A 15,639-nucleotide genomic window follows, 5' to 3' on the forward strand; every position below is an offset into this window, starting at 1 on the left:
GAGATCGTCGCGATGCCACGAGCCGGCCGGCCAGGCAGGGGTGCCCAGGTGCCCGGTTCCTCACCGCGAACGCCTAAGGCTGCGTACCCAACCTGTTTTTCACAGTAACCGATCAGGGCAGGGCGTGCTACGCAGGACGTATCCGACATCCGACGCCGGCTCAGGCCCGCTTGCCGGCCGCCTGGTCCTCGTCCTGCCGGGCGTGCTTGGCCCGGCGGCGCCGGACGACGACGAAGGCGACGACGGCCACCAGCAGCGCCAGGCCGATCAGGTTCGCGTAGTGCTCGATCCGCTGGTACTGGCTGCCGGCCAGGTAGCCGAGGATCACGAAGGCGGTGGCCCAGACTGCGCCGCCCAGGACGTTCCAGGCCAGGAACCGGCCGTAGTGCAGCCGGCTCATGCCGGCCATGCCCGGCACCAGCGCCCGCAACGCCGCGGTGAACCGTCCGAGGAAGACCGCCTTGCCGCCGTAGTGCCGGATCGTCTCCTCGGCCCGGTCAACGTGCTCGGGCTTGAGGATCCGGTTGGGAACCTTGGCCAGCAGCGTCTCGCCGTAGCGCTGGCCGACCCAGTAGCCGACCGAGTCACCGATCACGGCGCCGGCGATGGCGGCGACCAGCACGGCCGCCAGCGGCAGCTTGTGCTGGTTGGCCAGCACTCCGCCCAGGATCACCCCGATCTCGCCGGGCAGCACCACACCGACGAAGGCGGACGCCTCCAGGGCCGGCAGCAGGAAGACCAGGCTCAGCGCCAGCCAGGGCGGCAGCTCGAGGATTCCCTCCAGCAGGTGTCCCATGCTGCCAACGTACCCCCGGCTGTCCGGCCGGCAGCTGGCTCAGCCGCGCTGCGGGAACAGCCTCAGAACTGGCCGACCACGTCCACGATCAGGACGCCGGCCGGTGTCGCCGGCTGGGCCTGCTGGCTGCCGGACGCGGGGGTGGCCGCGATCGGCGGGGTCAGGATCAGCACCCGGCTGCCGACCTTGTGCCCGTTGAGCGCCGACGCGACCGACAGCACGTTGGTGGCGGGCGCCGTCTGCGGCGCCTTGCCCCAGGTCGACTCGGTCTTGGTGCCGGTGGCGAGGTCGGTCTGGACTACCTGCAGCACCAGCGTCTTGGTGCCCTCGATCGGCGCGCCGGTGCCGTTGACCAGCAGCGTCGCGGCCGGCTTCTTCGGCGCCTTCACCCCGGCGGTGCTGAGCACCGTCGGCGGCTTGCCGGCCACGTTGGTCAGCTTGGGCAGGCCGGCTGGCAGGGTGCTCACCGCCACCCCCGGCGCCGAGGCGTCCGGAGCGAAGGCCGCCACCAGGTCGACGACGAAGACCAGCGTGTCGGTTCCGCTGATGCCGGCGTCCGGCTGGCCGGAGCTGCCGTAGCCGTCGGCCGGCGGGATCGACAGCAGCACCCGGCTGCCGAGCCGCTTGCCGACCAGCGTCTTGTCCCAGCCCGGGATCACCGCGCCGGTCCCGATCACGAAGGCGGCCGGCTTGCCCCGCTCGAAGGAGCTGTCGAAGACGTTCGGCTTGCCGTCCTTGCCCGCCCAGGTCTGGCCGCTGTAGTTGGCCACCAGGGTGTCGCCCTTGCCCACCGTGGCGCCGGAACCGGTCGAGAGCACCTGCTCGGCGAGCTGGCCGGGGGCCGACTGGTCGGCGATCGAGACGTCCGGCTTGGTGCCGAAGCCACCCTTGACGGTGACGCCGCTGACCCCGCTCGCCGCACCGGAGGCTGCCGGCGAGCCGGAAGCTGAGCCGGAGGGAGCCGACGAGCCGGAGTCGTCGGAGGAGGAACACGCCGCCAGCAGGACCAGCGGCAGCGTGAGGGTGGCAAGCAGCAGGCGCGAACGAGAAGGCACAAACATCCCCAACCGGGTGATCATGGTATCGAGCAAACCTGACCAGCCTAGCTCGGATCCGGCGCTGCCTGCGCCGCCGGAGCCTGGCAGAGTCAGCGCCGGACCGACCTGGTCCCCGATCAGAGCACGGGAGCGCCGCCGATGAGCACGGTCGACTACACCGACGGGCTGCACCAGCTGGCCGACGGCGTCTGGGCCTGGCTGCAGCCGGACGGCGGCTGGGGGTTGAGCAACGCCGGCCTGGTCGACGGCGGCGGGCAGAGCCTGCTGGTGGACACCCAGTTCGACCTGCCCCGCACCCGGCGGATGCTGGCCGCGATGGCCGCGGTGACGGCCGGCTCGCCGATCCGGCACGCGGTGAACACCCACGGCAACGGCGACCACTGCTACGGCAACGAGCTGCTCGATCCGGCGGTGCGGATCTGGGCGGCGCCGGAGGCCGGTGCCCACCTGCAGGCCGAGTCGCCGCAGCTGCTGGCCACCCTGATGAGCGCCGACTTCGGCCCGCAGCTGTCGGCCTACCTGCACCGGGCCTTCGGCGCGTTCGAGTTCACCGGCATCACCGGACGGCTGCCCGACTCGCCGGTGACCGCCGACACCGACTTGGCCGTCGGCTCGCGCACCGTCCGGCTGCTGCGGCTGGGCCCCGCGCACACCTACGGCGACGTGGCGGTCTACGTCCCGGACAGCGGCGTGGTGTTCGCCGGCGACCTGCTGTTCATCGGCGGCACCCCGATCATGTGGGCGGGTCCGGCCGGCAGCTGGATCGCCGCGCTGCACCGGCTGCTGGAACTGGACGCCGAGCACTACGTCCCCGGGCACGGCCCGGTCACCGACGCCGCCGGCGTGCGCGAGGTGATCGAGTACCTGGCCCACGTCGAGGCCGGCGCCGCCGAACTGCACGCCCGGGGCCGGACCGCCGAGCAGGCGGCCGCCGAGATCGACCTGGGACGCTTTGCCGGTTGGGGCAATCCGGAGCGGGTGGTGATCAACGTCGACAGCTGCTACCGGGCGCTGGACCCGGCGCACCCGGAACCGGACGTGCTCGCGCTGTTCGGCGGAATGGCCCGCTGGCGGGCCTAGGCCCTACCGCGACAGGGCAGCCCTACCGCGGCAGGGCAGAGCTCAGACCTGCATCTGCGGCTCGGGCTCGGCAGCCACCGGGCCGCCGTGCAGGGCGTCGAGGAAGGTGTCCGCCCAGCGCGAGACGTCGTACTCGCGGACCCGCTTGCGCATCGTCCGCATCCGCCGGCGGGCCTCGGCCGGTGAGATCCGGGCGGCCCGGGCGATGGCGTCCTTGAGCCCGGAAATGTCGTGCGGATTGACCAGGAAGGCGCCGCCCAGCTCGTCGGCGGCGCCGGTGAACTCGCTCAGCACCAGCGCCCCGGACTCGTCGTAGCGGCAGGCCACGTACTCCTTGGCGACCAGGTTCATGCCGTCGCGCAGCGAGGTCACCAGCATCACGTCGGCGGCCAGGTACAGCGCGGCCATCTCCTCCTGCGGATAGGAATGGTGCAGGTAGTGCACCGGCGCGCTGCCCACCTCGCCGAACTCGCCGTTGATCCGGGCGACCGTCACCTCCACCTCGTCGCGCAGCCGGCGGTACTGCTCGACCCGTTCCCGGCTGGGGCTGGCGACCAGCACCAGGACGTCCTCCGGCGAGGTGAGCCGGCCGTCGGCCAGCAGCTCGCCGTAGGCCTTGAGCCGGTGCGCGATCCCCTTGGTGTAGTCCAGCCGGTCCACGCCGAGCAGCAGCGTCTTGGGATGGCCCAGGGCCTGCCTGATCTCGGCGGCCCGGGCCTTGACCTCGGGCCGGCGGGCGATCGCCTCGAAGCCCTCCGAGTCGATCGAGATCGGGAAGGTGGCCGCCCGTACCGTCCGGTCGTCGTCGGCGGCGGCCCGGCTGGTGCGGGCCCGGCCCACCGAGTTGGCCGAGATGTCGCGGCGCCAGCTGCGCGGCACCCGCACCAGCGAGCCGCGGGTGGTCAGGCCCGCGGCCCGGCGGCAGGCCCGCAGGAAGTTGGTGGCATCGCCCTGCCGCTGGAAGCCGACCAGGTCGGCGCCCAGCAACCCCTCGACGATCTGGCGCCGCCAGGGCAGCTGGGCGAAGATCTCGTAGCCGGGAAAGGGAATGTGGTTGAAGAAGCCGATCCGCAGGTCCGGCCGGCCGGCCCGCAGGATGCCCGGCACGAGCTGCAGCTGGTAGTCCTGCACCCACACCACCGCGCCCTCGCCGGCCTGCTCGGCCGCGGCCTGGGCGAAGCGCCGGTTGACCCGGACGTAGGCGTCCCACCAGGCCCGGCGGAACCGCGGCGGGGCGATCACGTCGTGGTACAGCGGCCAGAGCGTGTCGTTGGAGAAACCCTCGTAGTAGTCGCGGACATCCTCGGCGGTCAGGCTCACCGCGACCAGCCGCATGCCCGCCTCGTCGAAGGGCTCCGGCGCCGGGCCCGGTGCGCCGGTCCAGCCCACCCAGGCACCGTCGGCCTTCTGCATCACCGGTTGCAGCGCGGTCACCAGGCCACCGGGGCTGCGCCGCCAGGACACCTCGCCGTCCGGGTCCTCGATCCGGTCCAGCGGCAGCCGGTTGGCCACCACCACGAAGTCGTAGTTGCCCGGCGCGGCGGACAGTGCCGCGTCGCGGTCGTGCGTCGTGCTGCCCATCAGCTCGACTCCCCTGTGCCTGGCAAGGCGCGGTACGCCGGCCTGATACCGAGAGTTACGGCTTGGCCTAGCTCCTTCTGACCATAACCTGCGGGCCTGTCCGGTTGCCGATGGGGCCGTGCCCAACTGCCGACGGCAGCTGCAGCAGTCCGGCCGGGACGAAAACCGTGCCACCCGGGGGCCCGCTTGCGGTGACCCGGGGTATCCGGGCACAGTGGCCTCAGGCCGTACGTCGCTGCAGCGGTGTCCGGTCCAGGCCCGGCCGGCTCAAACCGCGAGCCGATCGGGCCGACTGACCGGACTTTCGCACCGGTGCCCGGTGCCCGGATCGCGACCCGCCCCCACCCCGGGCAGCAGCTGCCCGCGACCCGTCGCGCGCTGGCATCACCGTGCCCGAATACCCTTGCAGGAAAAGGATGATCGCGACATCGAGGCCGATCGAGGCGAGTGCTGAGCAAGTATGGACGGTGCTCGGCGACGGCTGGTCCTACGCCGGCTGGGTGGTCGGCGCCTCCCGGATTCGCACCGTCGAGGAGTCCTGGCCTGCCGAGGGATCCGCACTCGCGCACTCGGTCGGCAGCTGGCCGGTGCTGCTCGACGACCGGACCGAGGTGCTGACCTGCCGGCCGGGCCGGCTGCTGCGGCTGCTCGCCCGGACCCGCCCGCTGGGCGCGGCGCTGGTGGAGATCGAGATCACCGAACGGCCCGGAGTGGGCGGCTGCACCGTGACCATCCGCGAGGACGCGGTCAGCGGTCCGGCGCTGCTGGTGCCGGCTCCGGTACGCCAGCTCGCGCTGCTGGCCCGCAACCGGGAATCGCTGCGCCGGCTGGACTTCCTGGTACGCGGCCGAGCGGCTGCCCGGCACTGACGAACGGGCTGCGGCCTAGGCACTAACGAAATTGACAATCAATGTCATTAAGGGTTGGCTAGGCACCGGCCACTCCGCCGAGCGGCCGAGGGATCCCGCCTGGGAGAGTTCCGATGCCGACTTCAGCCGCCGGACGGCCGGTGCTGGCTGCACTGCTGCCGGTCGTGCTGCTGCTCGCCGGCTGCGCCACCTCGCCCAGCGTGTCGCGGGCGGCCAGCGGCGGGGTGATCGAGGTGGCCGCCAGCACCAGCGTCTGGGGCAGCATCCTCAGCCAGCTCGGCGGCAGCCATGTCCGGGCCAGCTCCATCATCTCCCGCCCGCAGACCGACCCGCACGCCTACGAGCCGACCCCGGCCGACGCCCGCACCATCGCCCGGTCCCGGCTGTTCGTCGAGAACGGGGTGGGCTATGACCCGTGGGCCGCCCGGACGGTGGCCGCCAGTCCCGACAAGAACCGGGTGGTGATCGACGTGGGCCGGCTGGTCGGCACCGGAGAGGGCGGCAACCCGCACCGCTGGTACTCCCCCGCCGACGTCAGCACGGTGGTGGCCGCGATCAGCGCCGGCCTGGCGCAGGCCGACCCCGCCGACGCAGGCTACTTCGCCGACCGGCGCCGGCAGTTCCAGAGCGAGGGGCTGGCCGGCTACCACCGGCTGATCTCCGAGATCCGGGACCGGTTCGCCGGCAGCCGGATCGGCGCCAGCGAGAGCATCGTCGCCCCACTGGCCCAGGCGCTGGAACTGGACCTGATCACCCCGGCCGGGCTGCTGCGGGCAGTCAGCGAGGGCAGCGAGCCGAGCGCGGCCGACAAGGCCGCCAGCGAGGCCCAGCTGCGCGGGCGCCAGGTCGCGGTCTACCTCTACAACAGCCAGAACGCCACTCCGGACGTCGCCACCCAGCTGGCCGCGGCGCGCGCGGCCGGCGTGCCGGTGGTGGCGGTCACCGAGACCGTCAACCCGCCGGGCGCCAGCTTCCAGCAGTGGCAGGTCAGCCAGCTCGAGGCGCTGCGCGCGGCGCTGGAACAGGCGGCGCGATGAGCGAGCAGCTGCCGGCCGGGACGGTGCTGCCGGCCGGCGCGGCGGAGGTGCTGGCGCTGGCCGGGGTCTCGGTGACCGCCGGCGGCCGGCTGATCTTCTCCGACGTCAGCCTGCGGGTGCGGGCCGGTGAGTTCGTGGCGGTGCTGGGCCCCAACGGCGTCGGCAAGTCCACCCTGCTCAAGGCGGTGCTGGGACTGCAGCCGACCAGCGCCGGGACGATCCGGGTGCTCGGCGGCGCGCCGGGCCGGCACAACAGCAGCATCGGCTACCTGCCGCAGCGGCGCGCCTTCGACCCGGCCACCCGGATTCGCGGCACGGACGTGGTGCGGATGGGCTGGGACGGCGACCGGTGGGGCGTCGCGCTGCCCGGCCGGTGGAGCGGCCGGGCCGGCCGCGAGGCCCGCGACCGGGTCCGGGAGGTGATCGCGCTGGTCGGCGCCGAGAGCTACGCCTCCCGCCCGATCGGCCAGCTGTCCGGCGGCGAGCAGCAGCGGCTGCTGATCGCCCAGGCCCTGATCCGGCATCCGAAGCTGCTGATACTGGACGAGCCGCTGGACAGCCTGGACGTGACCAACCAGGCCTCGGTGAGCGCGCTGGTGCAGTCGGTCTGCCGCAGCCACCAGGTGGCGGTGCTGCTGGTCGCCCACGACGTGAACCCGATCCTGCCCTACCTGGACCAGGTGATCTACCTCGCGCACGGCGGGGCGGTGATGGGCCCGCCGGAGCAGGTGATCACCTCCGACACCCTGAGCATGCTCTACGGCACCGCGGTGGACGTGCTGCGCGACCGCAGCGGGCGGCTGGTGGTGGTCGGCCAGCCCGACAGCCACGCCGAGCACCGGCCATGACCGGTTTCAGCCTCGACCTGGTGGCCGACGTCCAGCAGCTGCTCAGCTACCACTTCATGCTCAACGCGCTGCGGGCCGGCACCATCGTCGCGGTGCTGTGCGGCGCGATCGGCTACTTCATGGTGCTGCGCCGGCAGAGCTTCGCCGGCCACACCCTGGCAGTGATCGGCTTTCCGGGCGCGGCCGGCGCGACCTGGCTGGGGGTGGGCACCGGCCTCGGCTACTACGGCTTCTGCGTCGCCGGGGCGCTGGTGATCGCCGCGCTGCCCGGACCCGGCCGGCTGACCGGTGGGCTGGGCGGCGACGGCGAGTCCTCGGCGGTGGTCGGCACCGTGCAGGCGTTCGCGCTGGCCTGCGGATTCCTGTTCGTGACGCTGTACCAGGGCTTCCTGAGCGGGCTGACCGGGCTGCTGTTCGGCAGCATCACCGGGGTGTCCGACGGCCAGGTGCTGGCGCTGCTGGCCGCCGGCGCCGGCTGCCTGCTGGCACTGGCGGTGCTGGGCCGGCCGCTGCTGTTCTCGAGCATCGACGCCGAGGTGGCCCGGGCCCGCGGCGTGCCGGTGCGGCTGGTCGGCACCGCGTTCCTGGTGCTGCTGGGCCTGGCCGCGGCCGGCGCCAGCCAGATCACCGGCAGCCTGCTGGTGTTCGCGCTGCTGGTCACCCCGGCAGCCGCCGCCAGCCAGCTGACCGCGCGGCCCGGTCCGGGCCTGCTGCTGTCGGTGCTGATCGCGGTCGCGGTGACCTGGCTCGGCGAGGGGATCGCCTTCTTCTCGCCGTACCCGATCGGTTTCTGGGTGACCACGCTGGCCTTCGCGGCGTTCTGCCTGGCGCTCGGCTACCGGCACGGCAGGGACCGCTGGGCCCGGCCCCGGGCCGGGCACCCGCAACCGGCCGGGAGCAACCGGTGACCGCGCTGCTGGCCGCGGATCCGGTGACGGGACTCGCCAACATGCTGGGCCAGCCGTTCGTCCGGCACGCGCTGCTGGCCGGCACCGCCATCTCGGTGCTGTCCGGGCTCGCCGGGTACTTCGTGGTGCTACGCGGCCAGGTCTTCGCCGGCGACGCGCTGTCGCACGTCGCCTACGCCGGGGCGCTGGCGGCGCTGGCCGCCGGGCTGGACCTGCGGCTGGGGCTGTTCGCCGCCACCGTCGGGGTGGGGGTGCTGCTGGGGCTGCTGGGCGGCCGCGGCGTCGGCGACGACGTGCTCATCGGCACCACCTTCGCCTGGGTGCTGGGCCTGGGCGTGCTGTTCCTGTTCCTCTACACCGCGGGCGGCAGCAGCGGGGACGCCACCGCCAACGTCAACGTGCTGTTCGGCTCGATCTTCGGGCTCAGCGCGCCGGCCGCCGCGACCGCCACCTGGATCGCGGCGGGCCTGGTCGCGGTGCTGCTGCTGATCGCCCGGCCGCTGCTGTTCGCCAGCATCGACCCGGCGGTGGCGGCCGCCCGCGGGGTGCCGGTCCGGCTGCTCGGCCCGCTGTTCCTGGCGATCCTGGGCGGCACCGTCGGCGAGGCCAGCCAGGCGGTCGGGGCGCTGCTGGTGTTCGGCCTGCTGGCCGCCCCGGCGGCCGCCGCCCGGCGGCTGACCGCCGACCCGTGGCGGGCGCTGGCACTGGCGGTGGCGCTCGCGGTGCTGGCCATGTGGGCCGGCCTGGTGCTGGCCTACGCCGTGCCGGCCCTGCCGCCCAGCTTCACCATCGTGGCCCTGGCCGCCGCCGAATTCGCCCTGGCGGCAGGCTATTCGGTGCTGCGCCGGCCGATATCAGCCTGAGCCGTCAGGACTGCGGCCGCCGGTGGCTGGCTGGCCGGCGCCGAACGGGAACCGGGCCAGCGCGGTCCACGGCCCGCCGTCGTAGCGCCACAGCCGCACCGCCCGCGCGGTGGTGGCGAACGGGGTGAACCGCTCGCGCAGCTGCGCCAGGGTCCGGCGGGCGAGGTCCGGATCGACCTTGTTCTGCACGGTGACGTGCGGCCGGAACCCCTGCCGGTCCTGGGCGGTCAGCCGGTCCCACCAGCGGGACTGCAGGCCGCGGTGCAGGGCGAGCAGCTCCGCCGAGTCCAGCCGGTAGGCCACCCCGCGGCCCAGTGGCATCAGCTCGGGCACCTCGATCCCGAACGGTCGGTAGCCGGCGGCCACCTCGGCCAGGTCGGCGAGCACCGCGGGCTCGATCGAAGCGGGCACGGCGTGGAAGAGGGTGAGGTGCGCGCCCAGCACGGTGCGTCCGGGCGGGAACAGCGCGGCCCGCTCGGCGTCGAACCGGGCCTGCGCGGCCTCGCCGATCTCCAGGCTCACCACCAGCGGGCGGCGCTGCTCGGCATCCGGCGGCATGCCGGCCATGGTGCCAGCCGGCACCGGCAGGCAGGCGGATGCGGCGGTCCCGGCGGGTACCGGCAAAGGTGCGTCCACGAATGTCTGCGAATGTCCCGCACAGAACGCAGGTGACTGCACGACTGGTGTACTTCGGCCAGTCCGGCTGAGCAGCCAAGCGCGGGCACTCGTCATAGGCCAACTCATGGCAAGGAGCCACCGTGGCAGTTCCGCGCATCCTGTTCGCCGTTCCGGTGCTCCTGCTCAGCATGGTGTTGCCGACCGCCGGCGCCGCGATCTCCAGGCCTGCCGACGGCGTGCTGGGCATGACCCACGAGCACTACTCCAGCGAGGTCGTGACGGTGCACCGCGGCGACGCCCTGACCATGCAGAACAACTCGCGCTTCGCGCACACGGTCGGGCCCGGCAAGGACGGCCACCTCGTCGACGCCGCCGGCGTGCCGATCACCGGGGCACACCTGATGGAGACCAACGACGTCCTGACGACGGGGCGGTGGAACACCCCCGGCACGTACACCCTGACCTGCTCGGTGCATCCGGAGATGACCGTCAAGGTCATCGTCACCAGCTAGACAACCGGCAGCGGCCGGCGCCGTCCCGACGAGACCACGGAGAGGAGGTTCACCATGTCGTCACTCAAGAGCAGCGTCAAGCACATCCGCTACGCGATGGGCTCGCTGACCGCGGTGCTGTTCGCCGCCGTCGACGGAAGCGCCTTCTAGGCGGCCTCGACCCGGGTGCCGGCAGGTCCTTCCCGACCTGCCGGCACCGCTCAGGGTGGCCACCGGCCACCAGCACCTTCGAAGGAACGGAGCGGGCAATGTTGGAAACCGGAATTCGACAGTTCCGGATGGCGATGGGCATGGTGTGGGGCCGCAAGCTCGACACCGCCAACCTGGCCCGGCTGGTCGAGGACGCGCTCGCCACCCTGGCCGAGTTCGGCGAGCCCGGCTCGGACGTGCAGGCGGTGCTGGACGGCCCGCTCGCCGACCCGGACTCCCGGGCCGACTTCGCCAGCCGCTGCCTGCGCCGGACCGCCCGCCGGCTGGATGCCCAGTCGCCGTTCTACTCCCGCCGCTTCGCCGCTGCCGGCATCCCGGCCGGCAAGCTCGACGTCGAGACGCTGCGCAGCATCCCGGTCACCGTCAAGCGCGATCTGGTCGACCGGCAGGCCGAGTTCCTGTGCGCCGACGCTACCCGCCACCTGGCAACCCGCACCACCGGCACCACCGGCCGGCCGGCCGAGATCTGGCTGTCGCGCTACGAGCTGGACCTGCTGGCTGGACTCGGCGCGCTGGCCGGCATCCTGCGCGACGAGAACCGGGCCAGCGACATCGTCCAGGTCAACGTCAGCTCCCGCGCCACCCTGTCGGTGCACCTGACCGCCGCGGTCTCCCGGCTGGTCGGCTCCGGCTGCCGGGTGCTGGGCATCGTGCCGCCGGACGAGGCGCTGGACAGCCTGACCTCCGGCGGCGTGACGCTGCTGGCCACCGTGCCCAGCTACCTCGCCGAGCTGGTGAGCGCCGCCCGGCGGCGCGGCCTGGGCCCGGCCGACTTCCAGCTGCGCCGCATCGACGGCGGCGGCGAGGTGCTCTCGCCCAGCCTGGCGGCGGCCGCCCAGGAGACGTTCGGGGTGCCGCGGGTCACCGACGTCTTCGCCATGACCGAGGTGTTCCCGGTCACCGGCCGCACCTGCAGTGCCCGGCACCTGCACCACGACGTCAACATGGGCCTGGTCGAGCTGCTGGACCTGGAGACCGGCGAGCCTGCCGCGCCCGGCGCGCTGGCCACCGTGGTGATCACTCCCTACTACCCGTACCGGGAGTGCATGCCGATCTTCCGCTACGACACCCGCGACGTCGTCCGGTGCCTGCCGGAGGGGACGCCGGACTGCGAGATGGCCGGCATCCCCGCGACCAGCCTGGTGCTCGGCAAGGCCGACCACATCCTGCGGCTCAGCCCGACCTACGTGGTGACGCCCCGCGACCTGGTGGAGGCGGTCGAGGCGCTGCCCAGCCAGCCGTGGCCGGCGCGCTTCCGCGCCGAGGCCGTCGACGGCCGGGTCCGGCTGAGCCTGCCGAAGTCGGCCGTGGCGGGCCTCGGCGAGGCCGAGGCTGCGGACCACTTCGCCCGGCACGGCCTGGACCTCGACCTGGCCCTGGTGCCCGACGCCGAGGCCAGCTCGCTGCGCCAGCTGCGCAGCGACCTGCACGAGACGACGTTCGTCGCCGCCCCCGCCCTCATCGGAGAATGACATGACCCCCTTCCAGCTGAGCGTCCTGGAGTTCTCCGTCGCCGCCCCGGCCTCGGTGCTGACCAGCGGCACGGCGTTGGCCTACCTGCGCCGGGTGCGGTTGGAGCGACCGGCGATCGGCACCTTCAACAGCCGCGACATCAGGGTGCTGTTCACCTTCATCGTGTTCCTGCCGTTCCTGTACGGGCTGCTGCCGCACTGGGCGCTGACCACGTTCCTCAGCATCACCTTCGCCTCGGCGCTGTCCATCGGGCTGCGGCCGCTGCTCAGCCCGGCCATGCTGTGGATCGTCGTCGGCACCCTGATCGGCGGCAGCATCTGGCTGAACCGGACCATGCTCGGCACCGTGTGGGGCTGGCAGCTGTGCTGGCTGGAAGGCGACCTGATGGTGCTGCTGGCCGCGGTCGCGATCTCCAACCTGTACGTCCAGGGCGGCATGAAGTTCAAGCACGTGGCCTGGTTCGCGCTGATCCTGGCCTGTTACGACCTGGCGTTCACCACCGTGCTGCCGGTGAACAGCCACCTCGCCGAGGAATTCCTGGGCTGGCCGCTGGACCCGTCGTTCGGCATGCGGGTCGGCCTGTACAACGCCACCATCGGGGTCGGCGACCTGCTGGTCTACTCGCTGTTCCTGATCGCGGCGTTCAAGGCCTACGGCCGGACGGCCGCCCGGATCGCGATGGCCCTGATCGTGGTGTTCGGCGCGGTGGCGGTGAGCGTGGCGCCGTTGGTGCTGGACAGCTTCATCACCGCCCGCACCGACGTGGCGATCCCGGCGCAGACGCTGTTCGGCCCGGCCGCCTTCGTCGCCTACCTGTGGATGCGCCGGCATTACGGCCGGGAGCGCACCATGCAGGAGTTCCTGGCCAGCAGCGACGTCGTCCGGCCGACCGGATCGCCCGCCGCGGCGCCGGCGCCGCTGCCCACTCCGGTACCCGAGCCCGCGGCTGTCTGATCGACGGTTGCCCGCCCCGCGCGGCTGACTGACCCGCGCCAGCTTGACCCGAGGGCGACGGCCTTTGCTGACAATCCCGGCACTTCTCTTCACATATTCAACCGGTTTCCACATATTTAGAAAGGGTGTTCCGTCCTCGACGTTGTGGCTATATGGTCCCAAAGCGGTGACTGCCGGCGCGGATGCCGGGCTCGTCGACCGGTCGGGGAGGCAGGCAGCGTGGACGGTCAGGGATCGGCATCCGGTCCGGATCCGGCACGGATCACCACCCTCGACGACCTGGCCCGCGAACTCGGCCTGCTCCGCTCCCGGGCCGCCCGCGGCACCCGCTCGGCCCGGGTGAGCCTGGAGGAGCTGGCCGGCCGGATGGGTGAGCCGCGCTCGACCATCCACGCCTACCTGACCGGCCGCCGGCTGGCCCCGGCCGAGGTGCTGGACCGGATGGTGATCGCCCTGGGCGCCAGTTCGGCCGAGCAGCACGAGTGGGCCGAGGCCTGGTACCGGGTGACCGCCAACCGCGACGCAGCACACCGCGGCGCCGGTGCCGAACGAGCCATCCGGACCGGCATCCCGCACCAGCTGCCGCCGGCGGTCGACAACTTCCTCGGCCGGGCCGGCGAGCTCGCCGAGCTCAGCCGGCTGTTCGCCACCGGCCGGCGGGACCAGGGTGGCCGCCCCGGCCCGATCGTGGCAGTCACCGGAACGGCCGGGGTGGGCAAGACGGCGCTGGCGGTGCACTGGGCGCACGCCGGCAGCGGCGACTTCCCGGACGGCCAGCTCTACCTCGACCTGCGCGGCAGCGACCCCGAGCCGCCGGTGCAGCCGGGCCAGGCGCTGGCCGGTTTCCTGCGCGCGCTCGGGGTGGCGGGCACCGAGATCCCGCGCGATCTCGCCGAGCGGGCGGCGCTGTACCGGTCGCTGCTGTCGGGCCGGAAGGTGCTGGTGCTGCTGGACAATGCCCGCGATGTCGAGCAGGTGCGCAACCTGCTTCCCGGCACGCCGTCCTGCGCGGTGCTGGTGACCAGCCGGGACAGCCTCACCGGCCTGGTCGCCCGGCACGGCGGGCACCGGCTGGAGCTGGACGTGCTGCCGCCGCCGGACGCGGTCCGGCTGCTCCGCGCGCTCGGCGGCCCGCAGGTCGATGCCGAGCCGGACGCCGCGCTGGCATTGGCCGAGCACTGCGCCGGGTTGCCGCTGGCCCTGCGGATCGCGGCCGAGCGGACCGGCCACCGGCCGGGCACCCCGCTGGCCGACCTGGTCCGGGAGTTCGCCGGCCGGCAGGCACCGCTGGACCTGCTGGAGGCCGACGAGGACGCCCGGACGTCGCTGCGCGCGGTGCTGTCCTGGTCCTACTCCCGGCTGGCCCCCGACGCGGCCCGGGCGTTCCGGCTGCTGGGCCTGTACCCGGGCGGCAGCGTGCGGCCCGCCGGCCTGGCCGCGCTGCTCGGCACGGCCGGCGTCGCCGAGGCGCGTCACCTGCTGGACGTGCTGGCCCGCGCGCACCTGGTGCGGCAGAGCGGTCCGGACCGCTACCAGCTGCACCGGTTGCTGCTGGCCTTCGCCGGCGAGCTGGCGGTGGCCCAGGACTCCGCGCCGGAGCGGCGGCTGGCCGGTGACCGGCTGCTGGAGTACTACCTCGACGCCGCCGCTCAGGCGATGGACCTGCTGTACCCGGCACCCGTGCACCGGCGTCCGGAGCCGGCGGCCGGGCACCCGCCGGCCGTCCGGCTGGCCGACGCGACGGCAGCCCGCGACTGGCTGGACGCCGAACAGCCCACCCTGGTGGCACTTGCCGGGCAGGCCGGCCAGCAGGGCTGGCCACGGCAGGCGCTGCGGCTCGCCGACCTGCTGGCGGACTATCTCGACGACACCGGACAGGTCGGCGACGCCCTCGCGGTGCACGCCGGCGCACTGGCCGCCGCCCGGCTGTGCGACGACCACGCCGCCGAGGCTCGCGCGGTCCGGCGGCTGGCCCGGACCCGGGGGTGCCTCGCCGAGCCGGCCGGCACGCAACCGATCGGGCACCCCGACCCGGGCGAGCTCGAACCGGCCGGCCAGAGCCTGCTGCTGCACGGCGTGGACGCCACCGTCGAGCGGCCACCGCCGGCGCTGCGCCCGGCATCGGTGTGACCGGACGGCCGCAACCCGCATACTCGCAGGCATGCTGATCGCCGAGGAACTGCTGCTGCTGGGCCTGGACCCAGCCCGCGGAACTCCGCTGGCCAGCCGGCAGTACCTGGTGGTGTGCCTGTCCGGGGCGCTGGTCGGCGAGCTCGCGCTGGCCGGGGCGGTGGAGCTGGCCGGCGGCCGGTTCGTGGCCACCGGCCCGGCTCCGGACGATCCGCTGCTGGCCCGAGTGCACGCCCTGCTCGCCCAGCACACCCTGCGCCGGGCACCCGGCCAGCTCCGCCGGCTGGACCGGGCGCTCGGCGGGGCCTGGTCCCACCTGGTCGACGGTCTGGTCGAGCGGGGCGTGCTGGGCCGGCGCCGGGACCGGATGCTGCTCTGGTCGGTGACCCGGCATCCGGTGCTGCGGCCGGACGCCCGCGACGAGCCGGTGCGGCGGGTGCGGCTGGCCGCCGCCGGGGACGGTTACCTGGAGCCGCGCACCGCGGTGCTGTTGGCGCTGGCCGGGCCCGCCCGGCTGCTGGAGGTGGTGGCACCCGAACGGGCCGCCCGCCGGCACGCCAGGCAGCGCATCAAGGCGGCCAGCGAGCTGACACCGGTCGCGCCGGTGGTGAAGAAGGTGATCGCCGAGATGCAGGCGGCGACCGGCGGCGCCGCGACGGTCGCCGTCACCGCGACCGCCGGCTGAACGGTCACCGCGACCGC

General features: G+C 73.6%; 15 protein-coding genes. 11 read left to right on the forward strand and 4 right to left on the reverse strand.

Annotated features, from left to right (window positions below; genetic code table 11):
• Positions 1-160: 160 nt before the first annotated feature.
• Together VLJ82_RS00670 and VLJ82_RS00675 are read right to left on the reverse strand one after the other, a co-directional pair.
• Positions 161-796 carry a DedA family protein gene (locus VLJ82_RS00670; protein WP_408661390.1) on the reverse strand — a complete coding sequence of 212 codons (636 nt, stop codon included), beginning with the start codon at positions 794-796 and terminating at the stop codon, positions 161-163.
• 62 nt (positions 797-858) lie between these two features.
• Positions 859-1,851 carry an FKBP-type peptidyl-prolyl cis-trans isomerase gene (locus tag VLJ82_RS00675; protein ID WP_408661391.1) on the reverse strand — a complete coding sequence of 331 codons (993 nt, stop codon included), beginning with the start codon at positions 1,849-1,851 and terminating at the stop codon, positions 859-861.
• 141 nt (positions 1,852-1,992) lie between these two features.
• On the opposite strand from VLJ82_RS00675, the gene VLJ82_RS00680 reads away from it, so the two are divergent.
• Positions 1,993-2,934: an MBL fold metallo-hydrolase gene (locus VLJ82_RS00680; RefSeq protein ID WP_408661392.1), complete on the forward strand. Its 942-nt coding sequence runs from the start codon at positions 1,993-1,995 to the stop codon at positions 2,932-2,934.
• A gap of 42 nt (positions 2,935-2,976) precedes the next feature.
• Here the strand turns inward: VLJ82_RS00680 and VLJ82_RS00685 are convergent, their stop codons facing one another.
• Positions 2,977-4,515: an alpha,alpha-trehalose-phosphate synthase (UDP-forming) gene (locus VLJ82_RS00685; protein ID WP_408661393.1), complete on the reverse strand. Its 1,539-nt coding sequence runs from the start codon at positions 4,513-4,515 to the stop codon at positions 2,977-2,979.
• 416 nt (positions 4,516-4,931) lie between these two features.
• Between VLJ82_RS00685 and VLJ82_RS00690 the strand changes: the two genes are divergently transcribed.
• From VLJ82_RS00690 to VLJ82_RS00710, 5 genes are all read left to right on the forward strand, one after another.
• Positions 4,932-5,384: an SRPBCC family protein gene (locus VLJ82_RS00690; protein ID WP_408661394.1), complete on the forward strand. Its 453-nt coding sequence runs from the start codon at positions 4,932-4,934 to the stop codon at positions 5,382-5,384.
• Positions 5,385-5,497: 113 nt separating this feature from the next.
• Positions 5,498-6,421 (forward strand): metal ABC transporter solute-binding protein, Zn/Mn family, encoded by a 924-nt coding sequence (locus tag VLJ82_RS00695; RefSeq protein WP_408661395.1) that lies wholly within the window; start codon positions 5,498-5,500, stop codon positions 6,419-6,421.
• Positions 6,418-7,269: a metal ABC transporter ATP-binding protein gene (locus VLJ82_RS00700; protein ID WP_408661396.1), complete on the forward strand. Its 852-nt coding sequence runs from the start codon at positions 6,418-6,420 to the stop codon at positions 7,267-7,269. Before VLJ82_RS00695 ends, VLJ82_RS00700 begins: the two co-directional genes overlap by 4 nt.
• Entirely contained in the window at positions 7,266-8,177 is a 912-nt protein-coding gene (locus VLJ82_RS00705) for a metal ABC transporter permease (protein ID WP_408661397.1), read from the forward strand. Before VLJ82_RS00700 ends, VLJ82_RS00705 begins: the two co-directional genes overlap by 4 nt.
• Complete coding sequence (locus tag VLJ82_RS00710; RefSeq protein WP_408661398.1) at positions 8,174-9,040, forward strand: metal ABC transporter permease; 867 nt, start codon at positions 8,174-8,176, stop codon at positions 9,038-9,040. Before VLJ82_RS00705 ends, VLJ82_RS00710 begins: the two co-directional genes overlap by 4 nt.
• Here the strand turns inward: VLJ82_RS00710 and VLJ82_RS00715 are convergent.
• The gene (locus tag VLJ82_RS00715; RefSeq protein WP_408661399.1) at positions 9,032-9,676 is read right to left on the reverse strand and encodes a 2'-5' RNA ligase family protein; all 645 of its coding nucleotides are present in this window, start codon (positions 9,674-9,676) and stop codon (positions 9,032-9,034) included. The two genes, VLJ82_RS00710 and VLJ82_RS00715, sit on opposite strands and share 9 nt — an antisense overlap.
• 122 nt (positions 9,677-9,798) lie before the next feature.
• Between VLJ82_RS00715 and VLJ82_RS00720 the strand changes: the two genes are divergently transcribed.
• From VLJ82_RS00720 to VLJ82_RS00740, 5 genes are all read left to right on the forward strand, one after another.
• Positions 9,799-10,170, forward strand: a complete 372-nt coding sequence (locus tag VLJ82_RS00720; protein ID WP_408661400.1) for a cupredoxin domain-containing protein — start codon at positions 9,799-9,801, stop codon at positions 10,168-10,170.
• 248 nt (positions 10,171-10,418) lie between these two features.
• The gene (locus VLJ82_RS00725) at positions 10,419-11,852 is read left to right on the forward strand and encodes a phenylacetate--CoA ligase family protein (protein WP_408661401.1); all 1,434 of its coding nucleotides are present in this window, start codon (positions 10,419-10,421) and stop codon (positions 11,850-11,852) included.
• Between the two features lies 1 nt (position 11,853).
• Positions 11,854-12,807, forward strand: a complete 954-nt coding sequence (locus VLJ82_RS00730; protein ID WP_408661402.1) for a hypothetical protein — start codon at positions 11,854-11,856, stop codon at positions 12,805-12,807.
• Between the two features lie 219 nt (positions 12,808-13,026).
• Positions 13,027-14,937, forward strand: a complete 1,911-nt coding sequence (locus VLJ82_RS00735; protein WP_408661403.1) for an ATP-binding protein — start codon at positions 13,027-13,029, stop codon at positions 14,935-14,937.
• Positions 14,938-14,968: 31 nt separating this feature from the next.
• The gene (locus VLJ82_RS00740) at positions 14,969-15,622 is read left to right on the forward strand and encodes a GOLPH3/VPS74 family protein (RefSeq protein WP_408661404.1); all 654 of its coding nucleotides are present in this window, start codon (positions 14,969-14,971) and stop codon (positions 15,620-15,622) included.
• Positions 15,623-15,639: the final 17 nt, after the last annotated feature.

The organism is Jatrophihabitans sp., assembly GCF_035474675.1.
Lineage (GTDB): Bacteria > Actinomycetota > Actinomycetes > Mycobacteriales > Jatrophihabitantaceae > Jatrophihabitans_A.

Excerpts from the sequence above, each read along its gene's own strand:
- VLJ82_RS00690 (WP_408661394.1), top strand. The coding sequence starts at position 4,932 with ATGATCGCGACATCGAGGCCGATCGAGGCGAGTGCTGAGCAAGTATGG.
- VLJ82_RS00725 (WP_408661401.1), top strand. The coding sequence starts at position 10,419 with ATGTTGGAAACCGGAATTCGACAGTTCCGGATGGCGATGGGCATGGTG.
- VLJ82_RS00705 (WP_408661397.1), top strand. The coding sequence starts at position 7,266 with ATGACCGGTTTCAGCCTCGACCTGGTGGCCGACGTCCAGCAGCTGCTC.
- VLJ82_RS00695 (WP_408661395.1), top strand. The coding sequence starts at position 5,498 with ATGCCGACTTCAGCCGCCGGACGGCCGGTGCTGGCTGCACTGCTGCCG.
- VLJ82_RS00670 (WP_408661390.1), bottom strand. The coding sequence starts at position 796 with ATGGGACACCTGCTGGAGGGAATCCTCGAGCTGCCGCCCTGGCTGGCG.
- VLJ82_RS00680 (WP_408661392.1), top strand. The coding sequence starts at position 1,993 with ATGAGCACGGTCGACTACACCGACGGGCTGCACCAGCTGGCCGACGGC.
- VLJ82_RS00740 (WP_408661404.1), top strand. The coding sequence starts at position 14,969 with ATGCTGATCGCCGAGGAACTGCTGCTGCTGGGCCTGGACCCAGCCCGC.
- VLJ82_RS00730 (WP_408661402.1), top strand. The coding sequence starts at position 11,854 with ATGACCCCCTTCCAGCTGAGCGTCCTGGAGTTCTCCGTCGCCGCCCCG.
- VLJ82_RS00685 (WP_408661393.1), bottom strand. The coding sequence starts at position 4,515 with ATGGGCAGCACGACGCACGACCGCGACGCGGCACTGTCCGCCGCGCCG.
- VLJ82_RS00700 (WP_408661396.1), top strand. The coding sequence starts at position 6,418 with ATGAGCGAGCAGCTGCCGGCCGGGACGGTGCTGCCGGCCGGCGCGGCG.